We start from the raw sequence: 20,374 nt of genomic DNA on the forward strand, positions 1-20,374 counted from the left end.
ATATGTTTAAAATCAATTTGGTGCCAGCCATAGCCTTGGGTCAACAAAGGTTGTACCTTTTGACAAGGTGAATATGGTTGTGGCATCACCCGTTGCCGGATCAAGCGCTACAGTACCAATGGTTTGCTTAGTGCTTACCTTTTGGCCTTTAGATACGTTTACCGTTTTAAGGTTTTGATAGGCCGTAAAGTACTCGCCATGATTTATCACCACCAAAAAGCTGCCGCTAATATCCATTACCGTTTTTACTTCGCCTTCAAAAACAGCCCTAACCGGCGCACCGGTATTGGTTCTTATTTCGTACCCGGTATTATCGTTCCGGATGCCCTCGGCATCGGTATAAGTGCCAAAGCCATGCACCAGCTGGCCTGTTGCAACCGGCCACGGTAAACGGCCCTTGTTACCCAAAAAGTCGTTAGACAGTTTGGCGGCTTCGGGCGTAGAGTTCAATATCTCACTGTTAGACGATTTGCTCGTTATCGCTTTTTTTGTGGGGGCAACCACCTCACGGTTTTCTGCTTTGGCTTTCGCCGCCGCTATCCTGGCCCGTTCCCTTTCTTCAGCCTCGGCCTTGCGCTTTGCTTCTTCTACTTCACGCCTAATTGCATTTAAAATCTCCTGCTTATTGCGCGCTAATCTTTTCTGAACGTCCCTTTGCAGCCTTTTTAATTCGCCCTGGTGTTTAGACAGGTTTGAAATAACCTTTACCTGGTTGTTTTTTGCCTTACCTAACTCCTGTTTCTCCTTTTCCTGGCTTTGCAGCAGGTCGCTCTTTTGTTTTTTATCCTTATCCAGTTCAACTATCTTAATGTGCAGGTCTTTTTGGGTACCTTGTATATAGCCGGCCTGCCGCTCGCGGTAAGCGCCAAACTGTTGTAAATACTTTAAACGCCGGTATGCCTGGTTAAAGTCTTTGGCGGCAAAAATAAACATCAATTTATTATAAGCGCTTTGGTTGCGGTACGCAAAAAGCACCATGCCGGCGTAATCCTTTTTAAGCTGATCTAACTGGGTTTGTAAGTTATGTACGGTATTATTGCTTTCAGAGATCTGATTATCTAAATTTCTTACCTCGGCGTTGATATTGGTTATCTTTTCTTCGCGCAGGTTTATTTGCGCTTTTAATATATTAAGCTGTTTTAACGATACCCTTTTATTGTTTTTTGTTTCGTCGTACTCCCGGTTCAGTTGCTCAAGTTCATCGTTTAATTTATCTCGCCTGCGTTTAAGTTCGGCGCTGGTTTGTGCAAAAACCCCCGAAGTTGCAAGCATTAGGAAAATAAATAATGCAGCTTTAAAAAATTTCATTCACCAAAAATATAATTTAATTAGCAGGTTCGTAACTTTTTGGAATACTAAAAGGATATTCAAGCGGCTTATCAAACTCGGCCTGGGCATAACGCAGGTTGGCCTGAATCTTTTTATCGCCCGCGGTAGACAAAATATCTATTTGTGAAGGTATAACACGGTTATCGGCTTGTATAAAAACGCTGTTGGCTACCTGTAACGATTGCCTGGCCACCTGGTTCGACAGATTTGTTTGAGTAACTTTCATGTCGGGCCCCAGCAAAAGCTTATAAATAATATCCTGCAAGTTGCCGCTAAGTACCGTATTGGCACCTTCCATTTTAAAATCCGCATCGCTGTTTACCATTTCCGGAATAGCGTTACCAACCAACAATGCCTGCAGTGTTTTGAAGTTAACCTGCTTGCTGGCATAGGTGTAAACATAGCTAAACGGCTTTTTTAAATAAACGCTTTGCAGCCGGTTAACAACTATAATGCTATCGGGCGTTATTTGCGCGCGGGCAACCTCTATCCCAACAATGGCTGTTATGGAGATCCATATCTTTTGATCGCGGGCTATGCGGATGTTCAATGTAACATCGTTATCGTTACCGTTAATATCAAGTTTGGTTTTTGCCTTGCCCGAAAAGGTATTAAAAGTAACCTGTTTAGACCGGATAGCAGCCAGCCTGGCGCGCAGGCTATTTTCCTCGTTAACAGCCGCGGAGTCGACTATGGTTGTGGGCCTGTTAACAACAACCAGTTTTTTAGACTTGCAGGCCACTAAAGCCACAAGGCAAAAAACCATTGCCATTTTATTCAAAATATTTTTTCTCATTTATTTTCCTTTCTAAAACCGGCGACCTGCCTCCCTGTGTTTTTGCCTTTACCCAGTTTTGTACGGCGGCATCCTTATCGCCTGATAAAAACAAGATGTCGCCGTAATGCTCAGTTTTCACGGCGCTGTTCCCTTTATCATGTAAGAGCGATTTTTCTATCCAAAGTTTAGCCTCGGGGTATTTTTTCTGTTTAAAAAGTATCCACGCGTAGGTATCTTCAAACGATGCGTTATTGGGTTGCAGATCGTTGCAGTGTTTTGACATTTGCGCCGCGCTCTCTAAACGCTCATTTCTTAACGACAAATAGTAGGCATAATTGTTCAGGGTAAACGCATTATCCGGACTAATGGCTATGGCCTTTTCGTAAGCATTATCTGATGCCGCATTATCAGCTATCGAGTGATAACAATCGCCAAGGGCCGAATAGGCCTGCGTTAACAGTTCCTTATCCTGTGTTTCTAAGGATACCGCGTTATTTAAATAACTTATCGCTTTTTTATAATCGCGCTTTTGCTGCCAGGCAATCCCCACCATATAATTCATCCACGCCTGGTTCGGAAAAAACGACAGCGAGTTTTCGCCATCTTTTATAGCAGCATCCAGGTCATTTTCGCTGAGATCTATCCGCACCAATTGCTCCTGCACACTATACGCCTGATTGTTTAGCATAAGTGCTTTTTGATAAGCAGTTTTGGCTTCGTGCACCTTTTCGCTTTGCAGCAGCATATCACCGTACATGGCAAAGGCCCTGCTATCGGCAGGATGGGCCTTTGTTAATATACGGCTTAGTTCAAGCGCGCTCGCCCTTGCATTTGGCTCGGGAAATTTTGGCACATAGCCCAGTAATATTCTGATCTTTTGCTCGATATCCACATCCGGGATGGCAAAGGCGGTTTCTAATTCATCAAAGCTTGCCCCGGCATTGTTTTGCGCGCGGTACATATCGGCAAGCGCTAAATGTATCATCCCGTTTTGAGGGGCAATAGCCTTTGCTTTTTGTAATATGGCAATAGCTTTATCATTCAGGTTATTGGCGCTATAAACTTCGGCCAGCATCAGATAGTAACGAACCTGCGTTGGGTTGGCTGCTATCAACTCATCCAATACCGAAGCAGCCTTTTTTACATTGCCTTGCCTGATGTAAATTTTCTGGCGGTTTTCCAGTATGTCGTCACTTGCGCCTGCAAGCTCTTCAACTTTATCGTACATCGTTAAGGCCGCGTCGTACTTTTTTTGCAGTGATAAAGCATTGGCCTCGCCATAATAATAATCGGGCTTACCGGGATTAATACGTATAAGTTGGTTAAAAACGTTCTCCAGCTTGCTAATGTCATTCGTTTTTTCGTAACTGCCCGCAAGTGCTATCCAGTACCATTCGTTGTTTGGATTAACTGTTACCGCACGCTCTAATAAAGCCTCTGCAGCCTGGTTGTTGTTACGAGACTTCTCCAGGTTGGCCAGCTCAAACATGGTAGCATCGTTAGCAGGGTCTATTTGCAGTACCCGGTTAAAAATATCGAACGCCAGTTTGGGGTTGTCAACGGTTTTTTCGCGCAGCGCCGAAAAAAACAATTGCTTTACCATGGCGCTGTCGGCAGCCGTCATGGGCTTACCGGCAACCGCTATTGCAGCATTACCCGTTTTGCTTTGCGCAAAACCGGCAAAGGTAATTCCGATAAACAATATTACTGCTGCCGCTGACTTCATGCTGATGGTATGCGTTATTTTTTGCTAAATATAGCTTTAAGTTCAGTTCGCTCGGCGTATAACGTGCCTAAACCAAACAGTATAAGCAACCCGTTGCCAATAAATATATTACGTTTAAATACGCTGAACGATATATAAACGAGTACGATGGAGATAATAATATAACCCAAATTCTTTTTGAGATGATACGGGATGGGATAATGTTTTTGACCCCATAAATAAGACATAACCATCATACTGGCATAAGCGGCCAGGGATATCCACGCCGACGCGATGTACCCGTATGATGGAATAAAGATAACGTTGAGTACGATAGTGACCATCGCCCCAATGCCGGATATATACAAGCCATACTTGGTTTGGTCGGTTAGTTTATACCATACCGATAAGTTCATGTATATACCCAAACTAACGTAACCGAACAGTAACACCGGTATAACGCCTATACCCGACCAGTAAATTTGCGTTTGCGCTGCATCTTTACCCTTGATAAAATACTTTAACAGTTCGATATTGGCCACCAGCGCAACAAAAATCAAGCATACCGCAATGATAAAGTAGTTCATTATACGGGCGTAGGTTTGGGTGGCGTTTTTATTTTTAGCATGGCTAAAAAAGAAGGGTTCTGCTCCAAGCCTGAAGGCATTTACAAAGATACTGAGGAAGATGGATATTTTGGCGCAGGCAGTGTATATGCCCACCTGTATGGCACTCACCTTTTCGGGCAGCAGGTTGCCAAGTAATATCTTATCTAAATTTTCATTTACAAGGTACGAAAAGTTGGCCACCAGTACCGGCCAGCTATATAGTAGCATTTCGGCAAACAACGCCTTGCTAAACTTCGGCCGAAGTTTCATAAACTCGGGAAGCAGCATTATTAAAGTTGCCGAGCTTGCAATTAAGTTTGAAAGGAACACATAGCCCACCCAGGTTTTTTTGAACCAGCCACTCATCCATGTGCCGCCGGGTAAACCATGATTGATGATAAAGGGCACCAGGTAAATAAACACCAGGTTTAAACTTACAAAAATAACAATGTTAATAAATTTAAGTAAGCCATAGCGCCCCGGCCTGCCATCGGCACGCAGCTTGGCAAACGGGATAACGCATAACGCATCGATGATGAGTGTACCTATAAAAAACTTGATGTACAGGATATAATCGGGCAGCGGCGTAGCATCACCTATCCTTATCCAGTTAGTTATAGTAGCGGCAAACGGAAAAGTGCAGAGGAAGAATATGACCGAAACGGTAAGGATAGCTCCGAATGTATTGTTATAAACCAGTTGCTTGTCATCCGAGCGCTTGTTCAGATACCTGAAAAAAGTGGTTTCCATGCCAAAGGCCAAAAGCGCATTAAGCATAGATGCATAAGCATAAAGATTACCAAATACACCATATATTTTAGCCGGGTAAGTGCGTGTGTATATCGGTGTTAGGAAAAAATTAAGAACACGGCCCGCAATGGTACTTAGGCCATATAGCGCTGTTTGCCCGGCAAATTTTTTAGCTGTTGACAATTAAGAAAGTATAAGGGTTACAAACTCTTTTTTACAACCTCAAAATTACGATAGTTTTTTAATTCGCCCTCACGAGTTTCAACGCCTGTAACTACTGCATGCTCGGCACCTTCGTGGCACCACTCCAAAAACATTTCCATTATTACATCTTCTGCTTCGGCCGATATGAATACATCACCGTTTGTCTCGTTCTTTACAAAGCCGCGTACACCAAGCTGGTCGGCAACGGCTTTTGCGCCCGCCCTGAAAAATACCCCCTGCACTTTCCCTTTAACCGTTATATCCATATGTTTTATCATTAATTTGAGAATTAACTAATTTGATGATTAGAAAGGTGCTTTCTAATGCTCCCAAATTACATGGTTATTATCTGAAATAAAAAATGCGTTTTCAAATAATCCCATTCTCAAATTAAACCAGTTTTTTAACCTTGCTATCGGGTGTCAACTTCAAGCCGTTCATCCCGGTTATGAGGTTTAGTCCGGGTGTTTTACCGGCTTCAAGAGTTCCTTTTTCGTCGTCGATACCCAGGAAACGCGCGCCGTTAATGGTTGCCCACTCCAAAAGCGTATCGATACTTAACGATGGAAAGTGTTGCTGCAGGGTTTGCATTTCGCTTAAAATACAAAGCTTGCTGTTTGATGCAAGGCTATCGGTACCTAAAGTGATATTAAAGCCCTGGTTTACAAAAAGCTCGATCTTAGGCAGCCTTTTTTCTATATAAAGGTTGGCATTGGGGCAAAAGCACCAGGTTATCTTACGGTCGAACCGCTTGATAAAGTAAATGTCTTTTAAGTTGGTGCACGTATTATGCACCATCAGTATCTTTTGCCTGTTTGTTAAAAGCGGGATGATGGATTGCAAAGAGTTACGCGCCTGCGGGCGAAAGTACCCGATATCGATCCCCATGTGTTTATATAGATCTATAAAGCCGCCCAGCTTGTACCGGTAAAATTTATTTTCGTCTTCGCATTCCTGGTTATGTATGCTTAGCAGGTTAGTACCGGTATCGCAGTGTTTTTTGATCAGCTTAAATAATTCTTTCGAAACCGAGTAAGGTGCATGCGCGGTTATTGATGTTGGCAAAGGCCTGAACTCTTCGGCTGTTTCAAGCGCCTTTTCAAACAAACTGTCGGCGCTTTCGGGCAAAAAACCCAATATCTCAATAAAAGTATGGTAGTACAGTTTACTTTTAGCCTTTATTGAGGCGGTAAGGCTGTTGTTTGAAATGTCGCCAACGGCCACTATGCCGTTATCATACATTTCCTGGTCGGCCGCCTGCGCAGCGTCAAGTATATCGGCTGTTTCGGCGGCCCTGGATGATAATATATCCTTTATAAAACTGATCAGGCCGCCGCCGGCGGCTATCACATCTTTCATATGCGATAGTTCGGTATGGCAATGAGTGTTTATAAACCCCGGGACAATTATCCCGCTAACTTGTTCTATGGGTGTGTCTGATGCTTGGGGGGCTTTTTCATCGGTAACAGAAAGTATCTTTCCATTATCATCCACGGTTATAATTCCATTCTTTATCGGATCGGCACAAATAGGATAAACGTAATCGGCTTTAAAACTTTTCATTAAATATAACTTAGCATCAGCAATGTTTTTTTTAAACCCAATCCAAACATAAATACAATTAACTTTTAGTTATTGTTTTTAATGTTATAAAAGAATGACTTTAAAAAAAGAACAGATTTTTTAAATTTAAGTACTTTTGTATTGTGAACAACAAAAAAGATAAAATAGATATCCGCAGCCTTAGCCTACAGGCCTTACAGCAGCATTTCATAAGCATGGATGAAAAAAGCTTTAGAGCTAAGCAGGTTTATGAATGGTTATGGGGAAAATCGTGCATCTCTTTTGACGCAATGAGCAATATTTCAAAAGAACTTCGTACCAAACTTGATGAAAAATTTCAAATAAACAATGTTAAAATAAATACATCGCAGGTTAGTGCTGATAAAACTATAAAAAATTCCTTTATATTACATGATACTCACCTGATTGAGGGTGTTTTAATTCCTACAACCGACAGGATGACTGCCTGCGTATCCTCCCAGGTGGGTTGCAGCCTTACCTGTAAGTTTTGCGCTACGGGTTATATGGAGCGCAAACGCAACCTTAATCCCGATGAGATATATGACCAGGTTGTACTGATTGACAAACAGGCCCGCGAAAATTATGGCATACCTTTATCAAATATCGTTTATATGGGTATGGGGGAGCCATTGCTTAATTACGCCAACGTTTTAAAATCAATTGAGCGGATAACCGCGCCCGACGGACTGAACATGTCGGCAAAACGGATCACAGTATCAACCGCCGGCATCGCGAAAATGATCCGTAAACTGGGCGACGACCAGGTAAAGTTTAACCTGGCCTTATCGCTGCATGCAGCTAACGACGAAAAGCGTAACACCATAATGCCTATTAACGAGCAAAACTCATTAAAAGCGTTGGCCGAAGCTTTAAAATATTATTACGCCAAAACCAAAAATCCGGTTACTTACGAGTACATTATCTTCGACGGTGTAAATGATAATATACAGGATGCGATGGAACTGGCCCGCTTTTGTAAGCACCTTCCCTGCAAAGTCAATATTATCGAATACAACCCTATATCAATGGCGAGCTTTATAAATGCCGGCGAGGACAAGGTTGAGGCCTTTGCCGATTACCTGCGCAGCCAGGGCATAAACACCAACCTGCGCCGCAGCCGTGGTAAAGATATTGATGCTGCCTGCGGGCAATTGGCTATAAACGAGAAGGAAAAAGAAGACGTTACTTCTTAAATATTGTGAACTGACTTACCCCCTGCCCCCTCTCTGCTTCGCAAATAGGGGGTTTTTAGTTTTTTTTACCCGCCTGTGCGCAGCGGGGAGGGTCGATCAGCGCGGCGTAGTCGGGGTGAGTAACCTATTGGAGTATTCAGAAATTTCTGCCTAACTTACCCCCATGCTAGTCCTGCGCGCTTACCTGGCCGATTTTACGTCACTGATATTTCCGCAGCTTTGCGCCGCTTGCAGCGCCAGCCTGATGGCGAACGAGGATATTTTGTGTACCGATTGCCTTTATAATTTACCATTTACCAATTTTCATCAACAGCCCGATAACATTGTTGCCCGCCAGTTTTGGGGGAAGCTGAATATTGAGGCGGCTTACGCCCTTTACTATTTTAATAAAGGCGGCAAGGTGCAAAACATGGTGCACCAGTTTAAATATAACGGCATGCACCGGATAGGTAATTTGCTGGGGAATATTGCCGGTAAGCAGTTATTACAAAGCCCGGTTTTCAGTACTGTCGATTACATCATCCCCGTGCCATTGCATAAAAAACGTTTAAAAACACGCGGCTACAATCAAAGCGCCTGCTTTGCCCAAGGGTTAGCGGATCAGTTAAATGCAGCTGTCGAACTGGAAAACCTGATACGTACTGTAGCCACCCAAACGCAAACCCATAAATCGCGGTTTGCCAGGTTCCAGAACATGCAGGAGGTTTTTGCCATTGCCTGCTCAAATAAGCTGGAGAATAAACATGTGCTGCTTGTTGACGACATAGTTACAACGGGTGCAACACTGGAAGCTTGCGGAATTGAATTGCTTAAAGTGCCCGGTTTGAAGCTTAGTATTGCTACTATAGCGTATGCGGAGTAACCTTTAGTGATTAGAGGATAGTTGATTAGAGATTAGGACGAATAGCATACAATAACTAATCTCTGGTTACAAATCTCTAACCCCTACCTACTGTTTCTGATACCTGCTCAGCTTTTCGAACAGGGTGGTTGGGTCAAATGGTTTCAGGATGTAATCGTTCATGCCGGCATCTTCTATCTGGCCCATTTGGTTGCTAAGCATTGATGCGGTTAAAGCAATGATAGGCAGATTTTGAAAGTAAGCATCCGTTTTAGCGCGGATAACACCGGCAGCTTCCAGCCCGCCCATTACAGGCATGTGTATATCCATCAGTACAACATCAAAGTTTTTATGCAGTTCCAGTTTATCAATTGCTTCCTGGCCGTTCTCGGCAAAGTCGGCAGTTGCTCCCCATTTTTTTAGCACCTTATTGATCAGCAACCTGTTTATCTGGTTGTCGTCAACTACAAGCACATTAATATTTAATACTGTTTCCACTTTGTTTTTATTATTAATTGCATGGCCGGCCAACTTGTTAAAAGTAATGGTAAACCAAAATGTCGAACCTTCTCCAAGTACACTATCTACATTTATACGCGAATCGTGCAGTTCAATTAAACGTTTACTTATTGCCAAACCAAGCCCTGTTCCTCCGTAATTGCGCGTAGTATCGGCCTCGGCCTGTTTAAACGATTCAAATATGGTGTTTAATTTGTTCTTAGCAATACCAATCCCGGTATCAGATACACCAAAACGGATGCGTACGGTATCGTTATTTTGCTCAATTACCTTCAGATCGATATTTACACCACCCTGGCTGGTAAATTTAACAGAATTACTTACCAAATTCAACAAAATCTGAATAAGCCTCGATCTGTCGCCCATTACAATCTCCGGCACGGCATCATCAATGCTCTCGGTTAGGTAGATCCCCTTCTCCTGAGCTTTATATTTCATCGAGCCAATGATGCTCTGGATCATCTCGCGGATATTCACTTTCGCTTTCTCCAGCTCAATGTTTCCGGTTTCTATTTTTGTAAAATCAAGCACATCGTTTATCAGGGTCATTAAATTTTCGGCCGAGAATTTAAGTATGCTCAAATTCTCCTTCTGCGATTCAAGCGGGTCGTCATTCAGCAACAGGTGCGACATCCCTATTACCGCGTTCAATGGCGTGCGTATCTCGTGGCTCATTACCCCAATAAACATATCCTTTGCACGGCTTAGCTGAAGGGCTTCTTCTTTAGCGGCTATCAGTTCAAGCTCCGCCTTCTTCTTGGCGGTAATATCAATAATGGTTTCAATGTATTTATCCACCTTGCCGTTATCTCCCCTGATTGCGGAGTTTATGACCGATATCCATAGCGGCTGCCCGTCTTTACGGTATATCAGCAGATCCACCTCAAACGATTGCATTTTTGCAGAAAGTTCGCGGGCTTTTTGTATGATAGAAACATCGGTCAGTTCGCCCTTCAATGAATCGCCCAGGTGTTTATCCTTAACATCACTTAAGGTGTAACCGGTTATTTGTTCAAAGGCGTCGTTTACCCATTCTACCTTACCATCCTTATCGTTTATTACCACGCCGCTGGTGGTTTTACTGGCCACCAACGATAACATGGTCAGTTCTTCCTCTGCTTTCTTACGTTCAGTTATATCTACGATCACCCCTATCTGGCGTTCAACGTTGCCAACGTCGTTAAACAGCGGACTGTTTGATATGAACACCCAGGCGGTCGAGCCGTTCTTTTTGTATATTTTGATCTCAACCTCGTAAGGCTTATTTGCCTTAACCGCTGCTACCGCTCTTTGAAAAATCTCCTGGTTGGTTTCGGCCCCTATTAATTTGGTGCCGATAGTTTTCCCCTTAAGTTCCGCAAGTGTATAACCAATGATATGTTCAAGCGATTCGTTCATCCAAATCACCTCACCCCTGCTATCGCGTATCATGATGCCGCTTGGCGATTTACGCGCCGCAAACGATAGTATCTCCACATCTTGTTCGGCACGCTTACGGTTGGTAATGTCTATAATTATCCTGATATACTTTTCTATAGCGCCGTTGGCCGCGTAGATAACCGAATTTGTTACGGCAATCCATAGCGGCCGGCCGTCCTTGCTCACCATAGATAGCTCTACCTCGTACGAATGTTTTTTTTCCCTCGCTTCTATCAGGGTCCGCTCCGCATCGTCATCTTTAGGCTTGCCTTGCAACACCTCGCCTAAAAATTTCCCCTCTATATCTTGCAGCGTGTACCCGGTTATATGTTCAAAAGCGTCGTTGGCCCACACCACTTTATCATCGGCATTGCTTATTACTACCCCGTTCTTTATTTTACTTGCCACCAGCGATAACTGCCGGGTCTCTTCTATTAACTTTTGCTGAAACGTAGTATCGCGCCCGCTGGCATACCATTTACCACCGCTGTTTATAGCGGTCCAGCTCAGGTGCTTCACCTCGCCGGTACGGCTCACCGTTTCTGTTTCCAGTTCAAACGGTTTTTGCGACTTAACGGCCTGCTCTATCATCGGCACATATTGCTCACGGTTTTTGCCGACAACAAACTCCCATAACGATTTGCCAATGGCCTGTTCTGGTGTGTACCCTAATATATCAAACACAGCGTTATTTATGGTTTCGATATTTGAATCGGCACCGGCAATAAAATGTATTTCTGACGAGCTATTGAACAGTTTAGAAAACTCTTTGTGCAGGTCCAGGCTTTTTTCAAGGTCTCGTTTTTGCTTGCGCAAAGTAAGGTGCGACATCACCTCGTCAGCAAGCGTGCGCAAGGCATCACGCTGCTCGTCGGTCAGTTGTCGGGGTTTTCGGTCGACCACGCAAAGCGAGCCAAGGCGATGACCGTCGGGATCTATCAACGGGGCGCCGGCATAAAACCGGATGCCGTTGGCAGTATTAACAAAGGGATTGGTTTTCAGCTCCTCATGAACCAAGGCGTCGGGCACCTCAAAAATATGGTCGCTTTGTATGGTGTAATTGCAAAACGCGTCGGCGCGTGGTGTCTCGTTTATTTCCAGGCCAACCTTAGATTTAAACCATTGTTTTTCGCCGTCTATGAGTGTAATTAAAGCAATAGGTGCCTGGCATATATACGATGCCAGGCGGGCTATAGCATCGTACTCCTTCTCGGGTAACGTATCCAATACGTCGTATGAATTAAGCGCGTTTAACCGCTTACTTTCAGTGTCGAAAGAGTTTTCCGGCTTTATCCCCATCTATTAATGCTAATCTTTATCCCTGTATAACGGGAAATCTTCCATCAGCTTATGCACTTTTTTACGGATTTTTTTGATAGAGGTTTCATTTTCAGGATCAATTAATACGGCATCTATCAGATCAACGATGGTTTCCATATGCTTCTCCTTTAATCCGCGGGTGGTAATGGCGGCTGTGCCAACCCTTATACCCGAAGTTACAAAAGGCGATTTATCATCATACGGTACCATGTTTTTATTAACGGTAATATCCGCGCTAACCAGTACGTTTTCGGCGGCTTTGCCGGTAATGTTTTTGTTGCGAAGGTCTATCAGCATTAAATGGTTATCAGTACCGCCCGATATAATATCGTACCCTTTGGCTACAAACGCTTTCGCCATTGCCGCCGCGTTTAATTTTACCTGTGCAATATATTTCATATAGCCATCGGTTAACGCCTCGCCAAAAGCAATTGCCTTTGCGGCAATAATGTGCTCAAGCGGGCCGCCCTGCGTACCGGGGAACACCGCCATATCCAGCATGGCCGACATCATTTTAACTTCCCCCTTTGGTGTTTTTATACCCCACGGGTTTGCAAAATCTTTACCTAAAAGGATAAGGCCGCCACGCGGGCCGCGCAGGGTTTTATGGGTAGTTGTAGTAACAATATGGCAATGCGGCAGCGGATCGGTTAATAAACCACGCGCTATAAGCCCCGCGGGGTGGCTAATATCGGCCAGCACCAGGGCGCCCACCTTATCAGCAACCTTGCGGATAAAGGCGTAGTCCCAATCGCGCGAGTATGCCGAAGCGCCGCAGATGATCAGTTTTGGTTTTTGCTCTAAAGCAACTTTTTCAAGCTGCTTGTAGTCGATAAGACCTGTTTCTTTTACAACACCATAAAAATGCGGCTCGTACAGTTTACCCGAAAAGTTAACCGGCGAACCGTGCGTTAGGTGACCACCATGAGAAAGGTCAAAACCTAATATTTTATCGCCGGGGTTTAGCACGGCAAGCATTACCGCCGCGTTGGCTTGCGCGCCGCTATGCGGCTGCACGTTTGCCCACTCGGCATTAAAAAGCTGCTTGGCGCGCTCAATGGCAATGGTCTCAATTTCGTCAACCACTTCGCAGCCGCCATAATAGCGCTTGCCCGGTAAGCCTTCGGCATATTTGTTGGTAGCCACAGAACCGGCCGCTTCCATTACCTGCCTGCTTACAAAGTTTTCTGACGCGATAAGCTCAATTCCTTCTTCCTGGCGTTGCTGCTCTTCTTCTAACAGCTTGAATATTAATTTGTCTCTTTTCATTATGGTGTGTAAAACGGCGCTAATTTAGATATTAAGATTAGATTTGAGATGTGAGATACGAGATTTGAGATGAAAAAATATTAGTTTGAGCTTATAAATTGTTCCATTACCATAAATTGTCTCATATCTCAAATCTAATATCTCACATCTCTCTCGGTGCTATCCAAAAATTATTATACCCTAATCCAATAGTTATGTCTATCATTTCCTGCTGAAGCATCTCCAGCACGGCTAAAAAATTATATACAAAGTGTACCTTGTTCTCGCTGTTGCCGGCAATATGTTTAAAGTCCATTTTTTTGTTGATGCGCAGCAGGTTGTTTATCGCTTCCTTTTGTTTTTCGATGGTATAGGGATATTGCACCACCGTATGGTGCACTTCTTCGGTGCGGGTCATATACTGGCGCATCAGGCGGTTATATACCGTCATCAGCTTGTACAGGTTTAGTTCGGATAGTTCCTCGCCGGGCACCGTTACCTTTTCTATCTGTTCCAGGTCGGTTTTGATGTTCCCGCGTTTTTCCTGCTTAAAGCGCTCATCCTCGTAAGGGCGCAGTTCATCGCAAAGCACCTTAAATTTCTTGTATTCGATGAGTTTACGGATCAGCCCCTCTTTGGTGTCCATCTCGTTCTCCTCCTCATCGGCATTATAACGCGGCAGCAGCATTTTGGCTTTAATGCGCATCAGCGTGGCGGCAACAAAAATAAACTCGCTGGCCAGTTCCATGTTCAGCACCGTCATCTGGTGGATGTAGTTCAGAAAATCGTCGGTTATCTTAGCGATGGGGATATCGTGGATGTCGAGCTCGTCCCGCTCGATAAAAAACAGCAAAAGATCAAAGGGGCCTTCAAACTGCGATAACTTTATGGAGAACCCATCTTCGGTCATGTGTCAAAAATACAGCTATTTACGATTTAAAAAATTATAAAATTTTATAATCAAAACAATAAATACGTTTATTATATTCCAATTATTAATAATTAAATAGCTTACTTTGTAAGTTATAACAGAGTGAATATCATCCAATGCAGGTACCCGCCGGTGAATTTTTAAAACGCATTAACTATCCTTCTGATTTAAAGCAATTTAAGGAAGATGAACTTGAACAGGTTTGCAATGAACTACGCCAGTATATTATTGATGTAGTATCGGTAAACGGCGGGCATTTTGCGGCCAGCCTGGGCACCGTTGAACTTACAGTTGCCCTTCAGTATGTATTAAACACCCCATACGACCAGTTGGTTTGGGACGTTGGCCACCAGGCATATGGCCATAAGATACTCACCGGCCGCCGCGAAAACTTTCATACCAACCGTATTTATAAAGGCTTAAGCGGTTTCCCGAAACGCAGCGAGAGCGTATTCGACACCTTTGGTGTGGGCCACTCATCAACCTCAATATCCGCAGCTTTGGGTATGGCTGTTGCATCGCAATACAAAGGCGAAACCGACAGGCAGCACGTAGCCGTAATTGGCGATGGCGCCATGACGGCCGGCCTGGCCTTTGAAGCGCTTAACCATGCAGGTATCGAAAACTCTAACCTGCTGGTGATCCTGAACGACAATAACATGTCGATAGACCCGAATGTGGGCGCGTTAAAAGAGTACTTAACTGATATTACCACATCAAAGCCTTATAACCGTTTCCGCGATGATATAGCCACTGTGCTGGCCAAAATATCGTCATTAGGGCCTGATGCCTTTAAAATAGCCAAGAAAATTGAAAAAAGCATAAAAGGTACCCTGCTTAAGCGCAGCAACTTTTTTGAGGCCCTTAAATTCAGGTACTTTGGCCCGGTTGACGGCCACGATGTAAAACACCTGGTTAAACTGCTGCGCGACCTGCGCGACATCCCCGGCCCTAAATTATTGCATTGCGTTACAGTGAAGGGCAAGGGTTACGCACTGGCCGAAAAAGACCAGACCAAATGGCACGCCCCCGGCTTATTTGATAAAATAACCGGCGAAATAAAAAAGACAAAACACGAAAAGCCACAGCCGCCTAAATACCAGGATGTTTTTGGCCACACCATTATAGAGCTGGCCGAGCAGAATCCTAAAATAATGGGTATAACGCCGGCTATGCCTTCGGGATGCTCGTTAAACCTGATGATGAAGGCCATGCCAACACGCGCGTTTGACGTGGGCATTGCCGAGCAGCACGCGGTAACATTCAGCGCGGGCCTTGCTACGCAAGGGTTGGTGCCGTTTTGTAACATATACTCCAGCTTTATGCAGCGGGCTTACGACCAGGTGATACATGATGTTGCCCTGCAAAAGCTAAACGTTGTTTTCTGCCTTGACCGCGCGGGCTTTGCCGGTGCTGACGGCGCAACGCACCACGGCGCTTACGACCTGGCCTTTATGCGCTGCATACCCAATATGACGGTATCAGCACCTATGAACGAGGAAGAGCTGCGCAACCTGATGTACACCGCGCAGCAGGATAATATGGGCCCGTTTGTAATACGCTACCCACGTGGTAACGGTGTTATGGTTGACTGGCAACGCCCAATGAAAGCTATACCGGTTGGCAAAGGCCGCATGATTTGCGATGGCGAGGAAGTAGCTATTTTAACCATTGGCGCTATTGGCAACGAGGCTGTTAAAGCTATCGCCGGCCTTAACGCCGAGGGCTATTATCCTGCCCATTACGACCTGCGCTTTGTAAAACCGCTGGACGAAGCGCTGCTGCACGAAGTATTTAAAAAATTCAACCACATAATAACCGTTGAGGACGGCTGCCTTGAAGGTGGAATGGGCACGGCAGTATTAGAGTTTATGGCCGATAACAATTACAAGGCCCAGGTAACCCGCTTAGGCATCCCGGATAAGGTTATCGAACACGGCGAACAACCCGAGCTTTGGGCGGAGTGCGGCTACGACGCTGCAGGTATTGCCGCCCAGGTAAAAAGGTTTGCAATTAAAAGAGATAATACGCATATCATCGCTTCGTAACAGCCGGTTTTGCCTTTACCGTTACCACGTAAAGGGTGAACTAAGATGTTGGTAGTTTTTGATATGGTTAAAATAATTTGATGCGTTCTTCTTCCAGGTCTATCTGGTAGATCTGCAAGCGAACGACATCTTCATCCAATTCGGGATTTTTGTTCAACTCTTCTAAAAAAAATCGTTGCCGGGTCAAAAGTTCTATATAATTTCGTTTCGATTCCTCGCTTAATCGTTGTCTTTCCGGCTCGTGTAATTTGCGCTCCCACTGTTCAATCATGTACTCTAAATGAAGATCGGTACATAATCCTTTTTTATGCAGCTCCTTTAACAACCTCACCGTTTCTATCACTAATTTGTTCCTTACTTCAATTTTCGCTTCGTCTTCCGACATCCCGTTGGCGGATCCTGCCAAATCGAAACGTTTAATAATGTAGGGAAGCGTTAGGCCTTGTACAAGCAATGTAAGTAAGATAACCACGAAGGTTATAAAAAGAATGAGACTGCGATGAGGAAACGGCTCGCCATGCAGGGTGATTGGAATAGCCAGGGCCGCTGCCAGGGACACCACACCACGCATACCTGTCCAACCTAACAAAAGGGGTATGCGAAACATTCTGCGCCGGTCGCCGCGGTGTGGTAATACGCCAGGCCTGAATATAAAGGTTGCCAGCAATGCAACATACGAACTCAACGTTCGGGCAACAATTAAGATCGCCGTTACCAACGCGCCGTACATGATAGCTGTTTGTAAAGCAATCCCATCTGTGCGTAGTCCGGCTATGATCTCCGGCAACTCCAGGCCGATTATCATAAAAACAATTCCGTTCAACACAAAAATAAACGACTCCCAAACGCTGTAACCTTTTATGCGGCTGGCGCTGTTTAAGAATAAAAGCCGCCTGGTTGATAAAAACAAGCCACCTGTTACTACAGCTAACACACCAGAGCTATGGGTTTTTTCAGCAATCCAATAAAGAAAATAAGGTTCTATCAGCGTAAGCACAATATCAGATGACGCATCAGTAGGCAGGCGCTTATGTGCCTGTAAAAAAAGCCAGCCAAAAAGCAGCCCGATACCAATGCCACCAATTATCATCCACGAAAAACTCATGAATGCTTCATGAAAAACAAAGTGCCCTGTCCCTACGGCTATTAAGGCAAATTTGAAAATTATTAGCGAAGAGGCATCGTTCAATAAGCTTTCGCCCTCCAGCACAGCAAGTGTTTGCTTGGGCATCTTTACAAATTTCTTAATAGCTCCGGTGCTTACCGCATCCGGCGGAGAAACAATGCCTCCCAGCAAAAAGCCAAACACCAAAGTAAAACCCGGTATAAAATAATTAGTAATTACAGCAACGGCAAATGCCGAAAACAACACTACCAAAAAAGCGAAACTGCCTATAATACGCCACCATTTCTTCATTTCTTTAAAAGAAATGTTCCATGACGAATCAAATAACAAAGGCGGTAAAAAAATAAAGAAGATCATGTTTGGGTCTACTTTTACGGCAGGTAACCCGGGTATAAAACTGATCAGCAGGCCTGCTACAACTAATAGCACCGGATAAGCAACACGCATCTTAGAGGCCAACATCTCTATCAGAATTATCGCGGCTATAAGCGCCAGTATAAAGGGTAGTTGTTGATGCATTTATAGTAAAAGGTTAGATGTCAAAAACAATAAGCGTCTTTTTTAGCTCCAATCTACACATAAACATTGGCCGTAAGCAAATTTTAGATAAAAAAGGAAAAGCCGCCTGATACCTCAAGCGGCTTTCCTTTTAAAGATTTGACTACTTTTGAAAGTTGTCAAACCTAAACTCTTAATTACCTGCCCGGTGTTGCCGGCGGCGGGGTTGGTAACTCTTTACGGGGTATCATTTCTGTACGCTGAGAGGTATTGTAAACAAACGATGCCACAATGGTAGCGGCTTGTTTCAGATCGTCCTCGCTTAAGCGGTCGTAAGTATCCTGGTTGCTGTGGTGGGTACGTGTACCGTAATCCATAGCATCCTGTATAAACTGGAAGCCCGGCAACCCAACCGCATCAAACGAAAGGTGGTCGGTACCGCCCGTATTGCCTATGGTAACCGTGGTAGCGCCCAGATCTTTAAACGGCTCTAACCATGCTTTAAATATCGGCCCTGCCGCGCTGTCGCCTTGCAGGTAAATACCGCGTATTTTACCTGTACCATTATCAAGATTATAGTAAGCATCAAGTGTTTTTTGCTCAGGTTTTAGCTCCATGGTCTTTGGATCGCCAAAGTGCTTAAGCACATAACCGCGCGATCCGAACAAGCCCTGCTCTTCCGAGCTCCATAAGGCAATGCGGATAGTGCGTTTTGGTTTAAAACCTATTGCTTTTAATATGCGCATGGCCTCCATCATCACAGCGCTGCCTGCCGCGTTATCAGTTGCGCCGGTTGCGCCGTGCCATGAGTCAAGGTGACCGCCGATCATTACCACCTGCTCTTTTAATTTTTTATCGGTGCCCGGTATTTCGGCTACCACGTTATACCCTTGCAGGTCATCGGTAATAAACTGGGTTTTAATATCTGCTTCCATTTCAACCTTTTGCCCTGCTTTAACCAAACGCAGTATACGAAGGAAGTCTTCACCGCTGGTTTCCAGTTCAGGGGCAACGGCTTTTGCGGTATCGGCATACGACGCGCCATTTGTGGTAAAGGTTGTACCATCGGTACCACGGCCCTGGCTAAGTATCAGGCCAACTTTTTCGTCAATCAAAAACTGGCTCATGGCAGCACGCATTGCCCTGGCCTTACGCATGGCAGCAAACTGCGGCGAGTTTGGGTCAAACGCCCTGCGCTGACCACGTGGCTGAGGTTTGGCATTTGCCATTTCGGCCAGTTGCTCGTCGGTGTAGCGCTCCAGATCAGGCTTGGTTGAACGTTTTAAAGTGTTTTTGGTGTCGAATATTACTATTTTACCGGCCAGCTTGCCTTTGTATTTGTCCAGATCGGGCATGCTGTCGGCCTGCACCAAAACAACATCGCTTTTTATAAGGCCATTTGTCCCGGGCGTCCAGGCTTTAGGAATGGCAATAATAGCATGGTAGTAAGGCATGGTAATAGCCGCGTAGTTTTTTTGAACTTCCCAGCCTTTGCCAAATTTGCCCCATGGCTCTAACTTGGAGTTTGACATGCCCCAGCTTTTCAGCTGGTTAACCGCCCAGGCTTGCGCACGTTTTAGCCCCGGCGAGTTAGCCAGGCGCGGGCCCGATACATCGGTTAAATAAAAAGCGGTTTCCATTACCTTGGAATGATTCATGCCCTCCTCGCGTATTTTTTGCGTGGCGGCCTGGTCAACAGTTTCCTGCGCAAAAGCAGTGGTTGCCAAACCTGTAAGGGCCATACAGGTGTAAAGTAGTTTTAATTTCATAATGAGTCAGTTAAGTTTAAAAGCAAACTTATTTAATTACCCCGTTATTTTTGCAGTGCAGATTTAACAAAGTTGTTACAAGCAATAATTATATTTGAATTGAACATTTAAAAGATCCCATGCTAAAAGCCGCCATACCCATATTGGCCTCTTTAAACGAGGAAGCAAGTATTAAATTTTATACCGAAAAACTGGGCTTTACCTTTCATAATAGCTGGGATGGCTATCTGATATTTAGCCGCGATGGAGTAAACATACATATGTGGCCCTGTAAAGACCCGGAAATACCTAAGGCAACCGGCTGCTACGTAAATGTGACGGAGGTGGATAAGCTATACGCCGAATATAAGGCACAGGGCATCATCCATCCTAATGGCGACCTGCAGGATATGCCCTGGGAAATGCGCCAGTTCAGCGTATTGGATAATGATGGCAACATCATCCATTTTGGGGAGGATATATCCAACGGCGAAGATAATGAGGCAACGTGAGTGGGTAAACTAT

Annotated in this window: 15 protein-coding genes; 4 read left to right on the plus strand and 11 right to left on the minus strand. The window is 44.6% G+C overall.

Going from position 1 to position 20,374, the window contains the following annotated elements; all coding sequences use genetic code 11:
• Positions 1–12: 12 nt before the first annotated feature.
• From HDC91_RS11990 to HDC91_RS12015, 6 genes are all read right to left on the minus strand, one after another.
• Positions 13–1,308, minus strand: coding sequence for a murein hydrolase activator EnvC (locus tag HDC91_RS11990; RefSeq protein WP_183552424.1), 1,296 nt, complete (start codon positions 1,306–1,308; stop codon positions 13–15).
• A 16-nt stretch (positions 1,309–1,324) separates the two neighbouring features.
• Complete coding sequence (locus HDC91_RS11995; protein ID WP_183552426.1) at positions 1,325–2,125, minus strand: DUF4292 domain-containing protein; 801 nt, start codon at positions 2,123–2,125, stop codon at positions 1,325–1,327.
• Positions 2,103–3,833 (minus strand): tetratricopeptide repeat protein, encoded by a 1,731-nt coding sequence (locus HDC91_RS12000; RefSeq protein ID WP_183552428.1) that lies wholly within the window; start codon positions 3,831–3,833, stop codon positions 2,103–2,105. The genes HDC91_RS11995 and HDC91_RS12000 overlap by 23 nt, the downstream gene beginning before the upstream one ends.
• A 14-nt stretch (positions 3,834–3,847) precedes the next feature.
• Positions 3,848–5,353 (minus strand): lipopolysaccharide biosynthesis protein, encoded by a 1,506-nt coding sequence (locus HDC91_RS12005; RefSeq protein ID WP_183552430.1) that lies wholly within the window; start codon positions 5,351–5,353, stop codon positions 3,848–3,850.
• A 17-nt stretch (positions 5,354–5,370) separates the two neighbouring features.
• A complete protein-coding gene (locus tag HDC91_RS12010; protein WP_255476714.1) occupies positions 5,371–5,640 on the minus strand; it encodes an acylphosphatase in 270 nt (89 codons plus the stop codon).
• 124 nt (positions 5,641–5,764) lie between these two features.
• On the minus strand, positions 5,765–6,937 hold the full coding sequence (locus tag HDC91_RS12015) for an amidohydrolase family protein (RefSeq protein WP_183552439.1): 1,173 nt from the start codon (positions 6,935–6,937) through the stop codon (positions 5,765–5,767).
• Between the two features lie 143 nt (positions 6,938–7,080).
• On the opposite strand from HDC91_RS12015, the gene rlmN reads away from it, so the two are divergent.
• Together rlmN and HDC91_RS12025 are read left to right on the plus strand one after the other, a co-directional pair.
• Positions 7,081–8,151 carry a 23S rRNA (adenine(2503)-C(2))-methyltransferase RlmN gene (gene rlmN, locus HDC91_RS12020; RefSeq protein WP_183552441.1) on the plus strand — a complete coding sequence of 357 codons (1,071 nt, stop codon included), beginning with the start codon at positions 7,081–7,083 and terminating at the stop codon, positions 8,149–8,151.
• A gap of 163 nt (positions 8,152–8,314) precedes the next feature.
• Entirely contained in the window at positions 8,315–9,013 is a 699-nt protein-coding gene (locus HDC91_RS12025) for a ComF family protein (protein WP_183552443.1), read from the plus strand.
• 87 nt (positions 9,014–9,100) lie between these two features.
• Here the strand turns inward: HDC91_RS12025 and HDC91_RS12030 are convergent, their stop codons facing one another.
• The 3 genes from HDC91_RS12030 to HDC91_RS12040 form a co-directional block, all read right to left on the minus strand.
• Positions 9,101–12,229: a PAS domain S-box protein gene (locus HDC91_RS12030; protein ID WP_183552445.1), complete on the minus strand. Its 3,129-nt coding sequence runs from the start codon at positions 12,227–12,229 to the stop codon at positions 9,101–9,103.
• Positions 12,230–12,238: 9 nt separating this feature from the next.
• A complete protein-coding gene (gene glyA / locus HDC91_RS12035) occupies positions 12,239–13,519 on the minus strand; it encodes a serine hydroxymethyltransferase (protein WP_183552447.1) in 1,281 nt (426 codons plus the stop codon).
• A 142-nt stretch (positions 13,520–13,661) separates the two neighbouring features.
• Positions 13,662–14,408, minus strand: a complete 747-nt coding sequence (locus tag HDC91_RS12040; RefSeq protein ID WP_183552449.1) for a ScpA family protein — start codon at positions 14,406–14,408, stop codon at positions 13,662–13,664.
• A gap of 137 nt (positions 14,409–14,545) precedes the next feature.
• On the opposite strand from HDC91_RS12040, the gene dxs reads away from it, so the two are divergent.
• The gene (gene dxs / locus HDC91_RS12045; RefSeq protein ID WP_183552451.1) at positions 14,546–16,477 is read left to right on the plus strand and encodes a 1-deoxy-D-xylulose-5-phosphate synthase; all 1,932 of its coding nucleotides are present in this window, start codon (positions 14,546–14,548) and stop codon (positions 16,475–16,477) included.
• A gap of 67 nt (positions 16,478–16,544) precedes the next feature.
• Here the strand turns inward: dxs and HDC91_RS12050 are convergent, their stop codons facing one another.
• A complete protein-coding gene (locus HDC91_RS12050; protein ID WP_183552453.1) occupies positions 16,545–18,122 on the minus strand; it encodes a Na+/H+ antiporter in 1,578 nt (525 codons plus the stop codon).
• A 176-nt stretch (positions 18,123–18,298) separates the two neighbouring features.
• Complete coding sequence (locus HDC91_RS12055; protein WP_183552455.1) at positions 18,299–19,870, minus strand: M20/M25/M40 family metallo-hydrolase; 1,572 nt, start codon at positions 19,868–19,870, stop codon at positions 18,299–18,301.
• Between the two features lie 119 nt (positions 19,871–19,989).
• Between HDC91_RS12055 and HDC91_RS12060 the strand changes: the two genes are divergently transcribed.
• Positions 19,990–20,361: a VOC family protein gene (locus HDC91_RS12060; RefSeq protein ID WP_183552457.1), complete on the plus strand. Its 372-nt coding sequence runs from the start codon at positions 19,990–19,992 to the stop codon at positions 20,359–20,361.
• Positions 20,362–20,374 lie beyond the last annotated feature (13 nt).

The organism is Mucilaginibacter sp. AK015, from assembly GCF_014200785.1.
In the GTDB taxonomy this organism is placed as follows: domain Bacteria; phylum Bacteroidota; class Bacteroidia; order Sphingobacteriales; family Sphingobacteriaceae; genus Mucilaginibacter.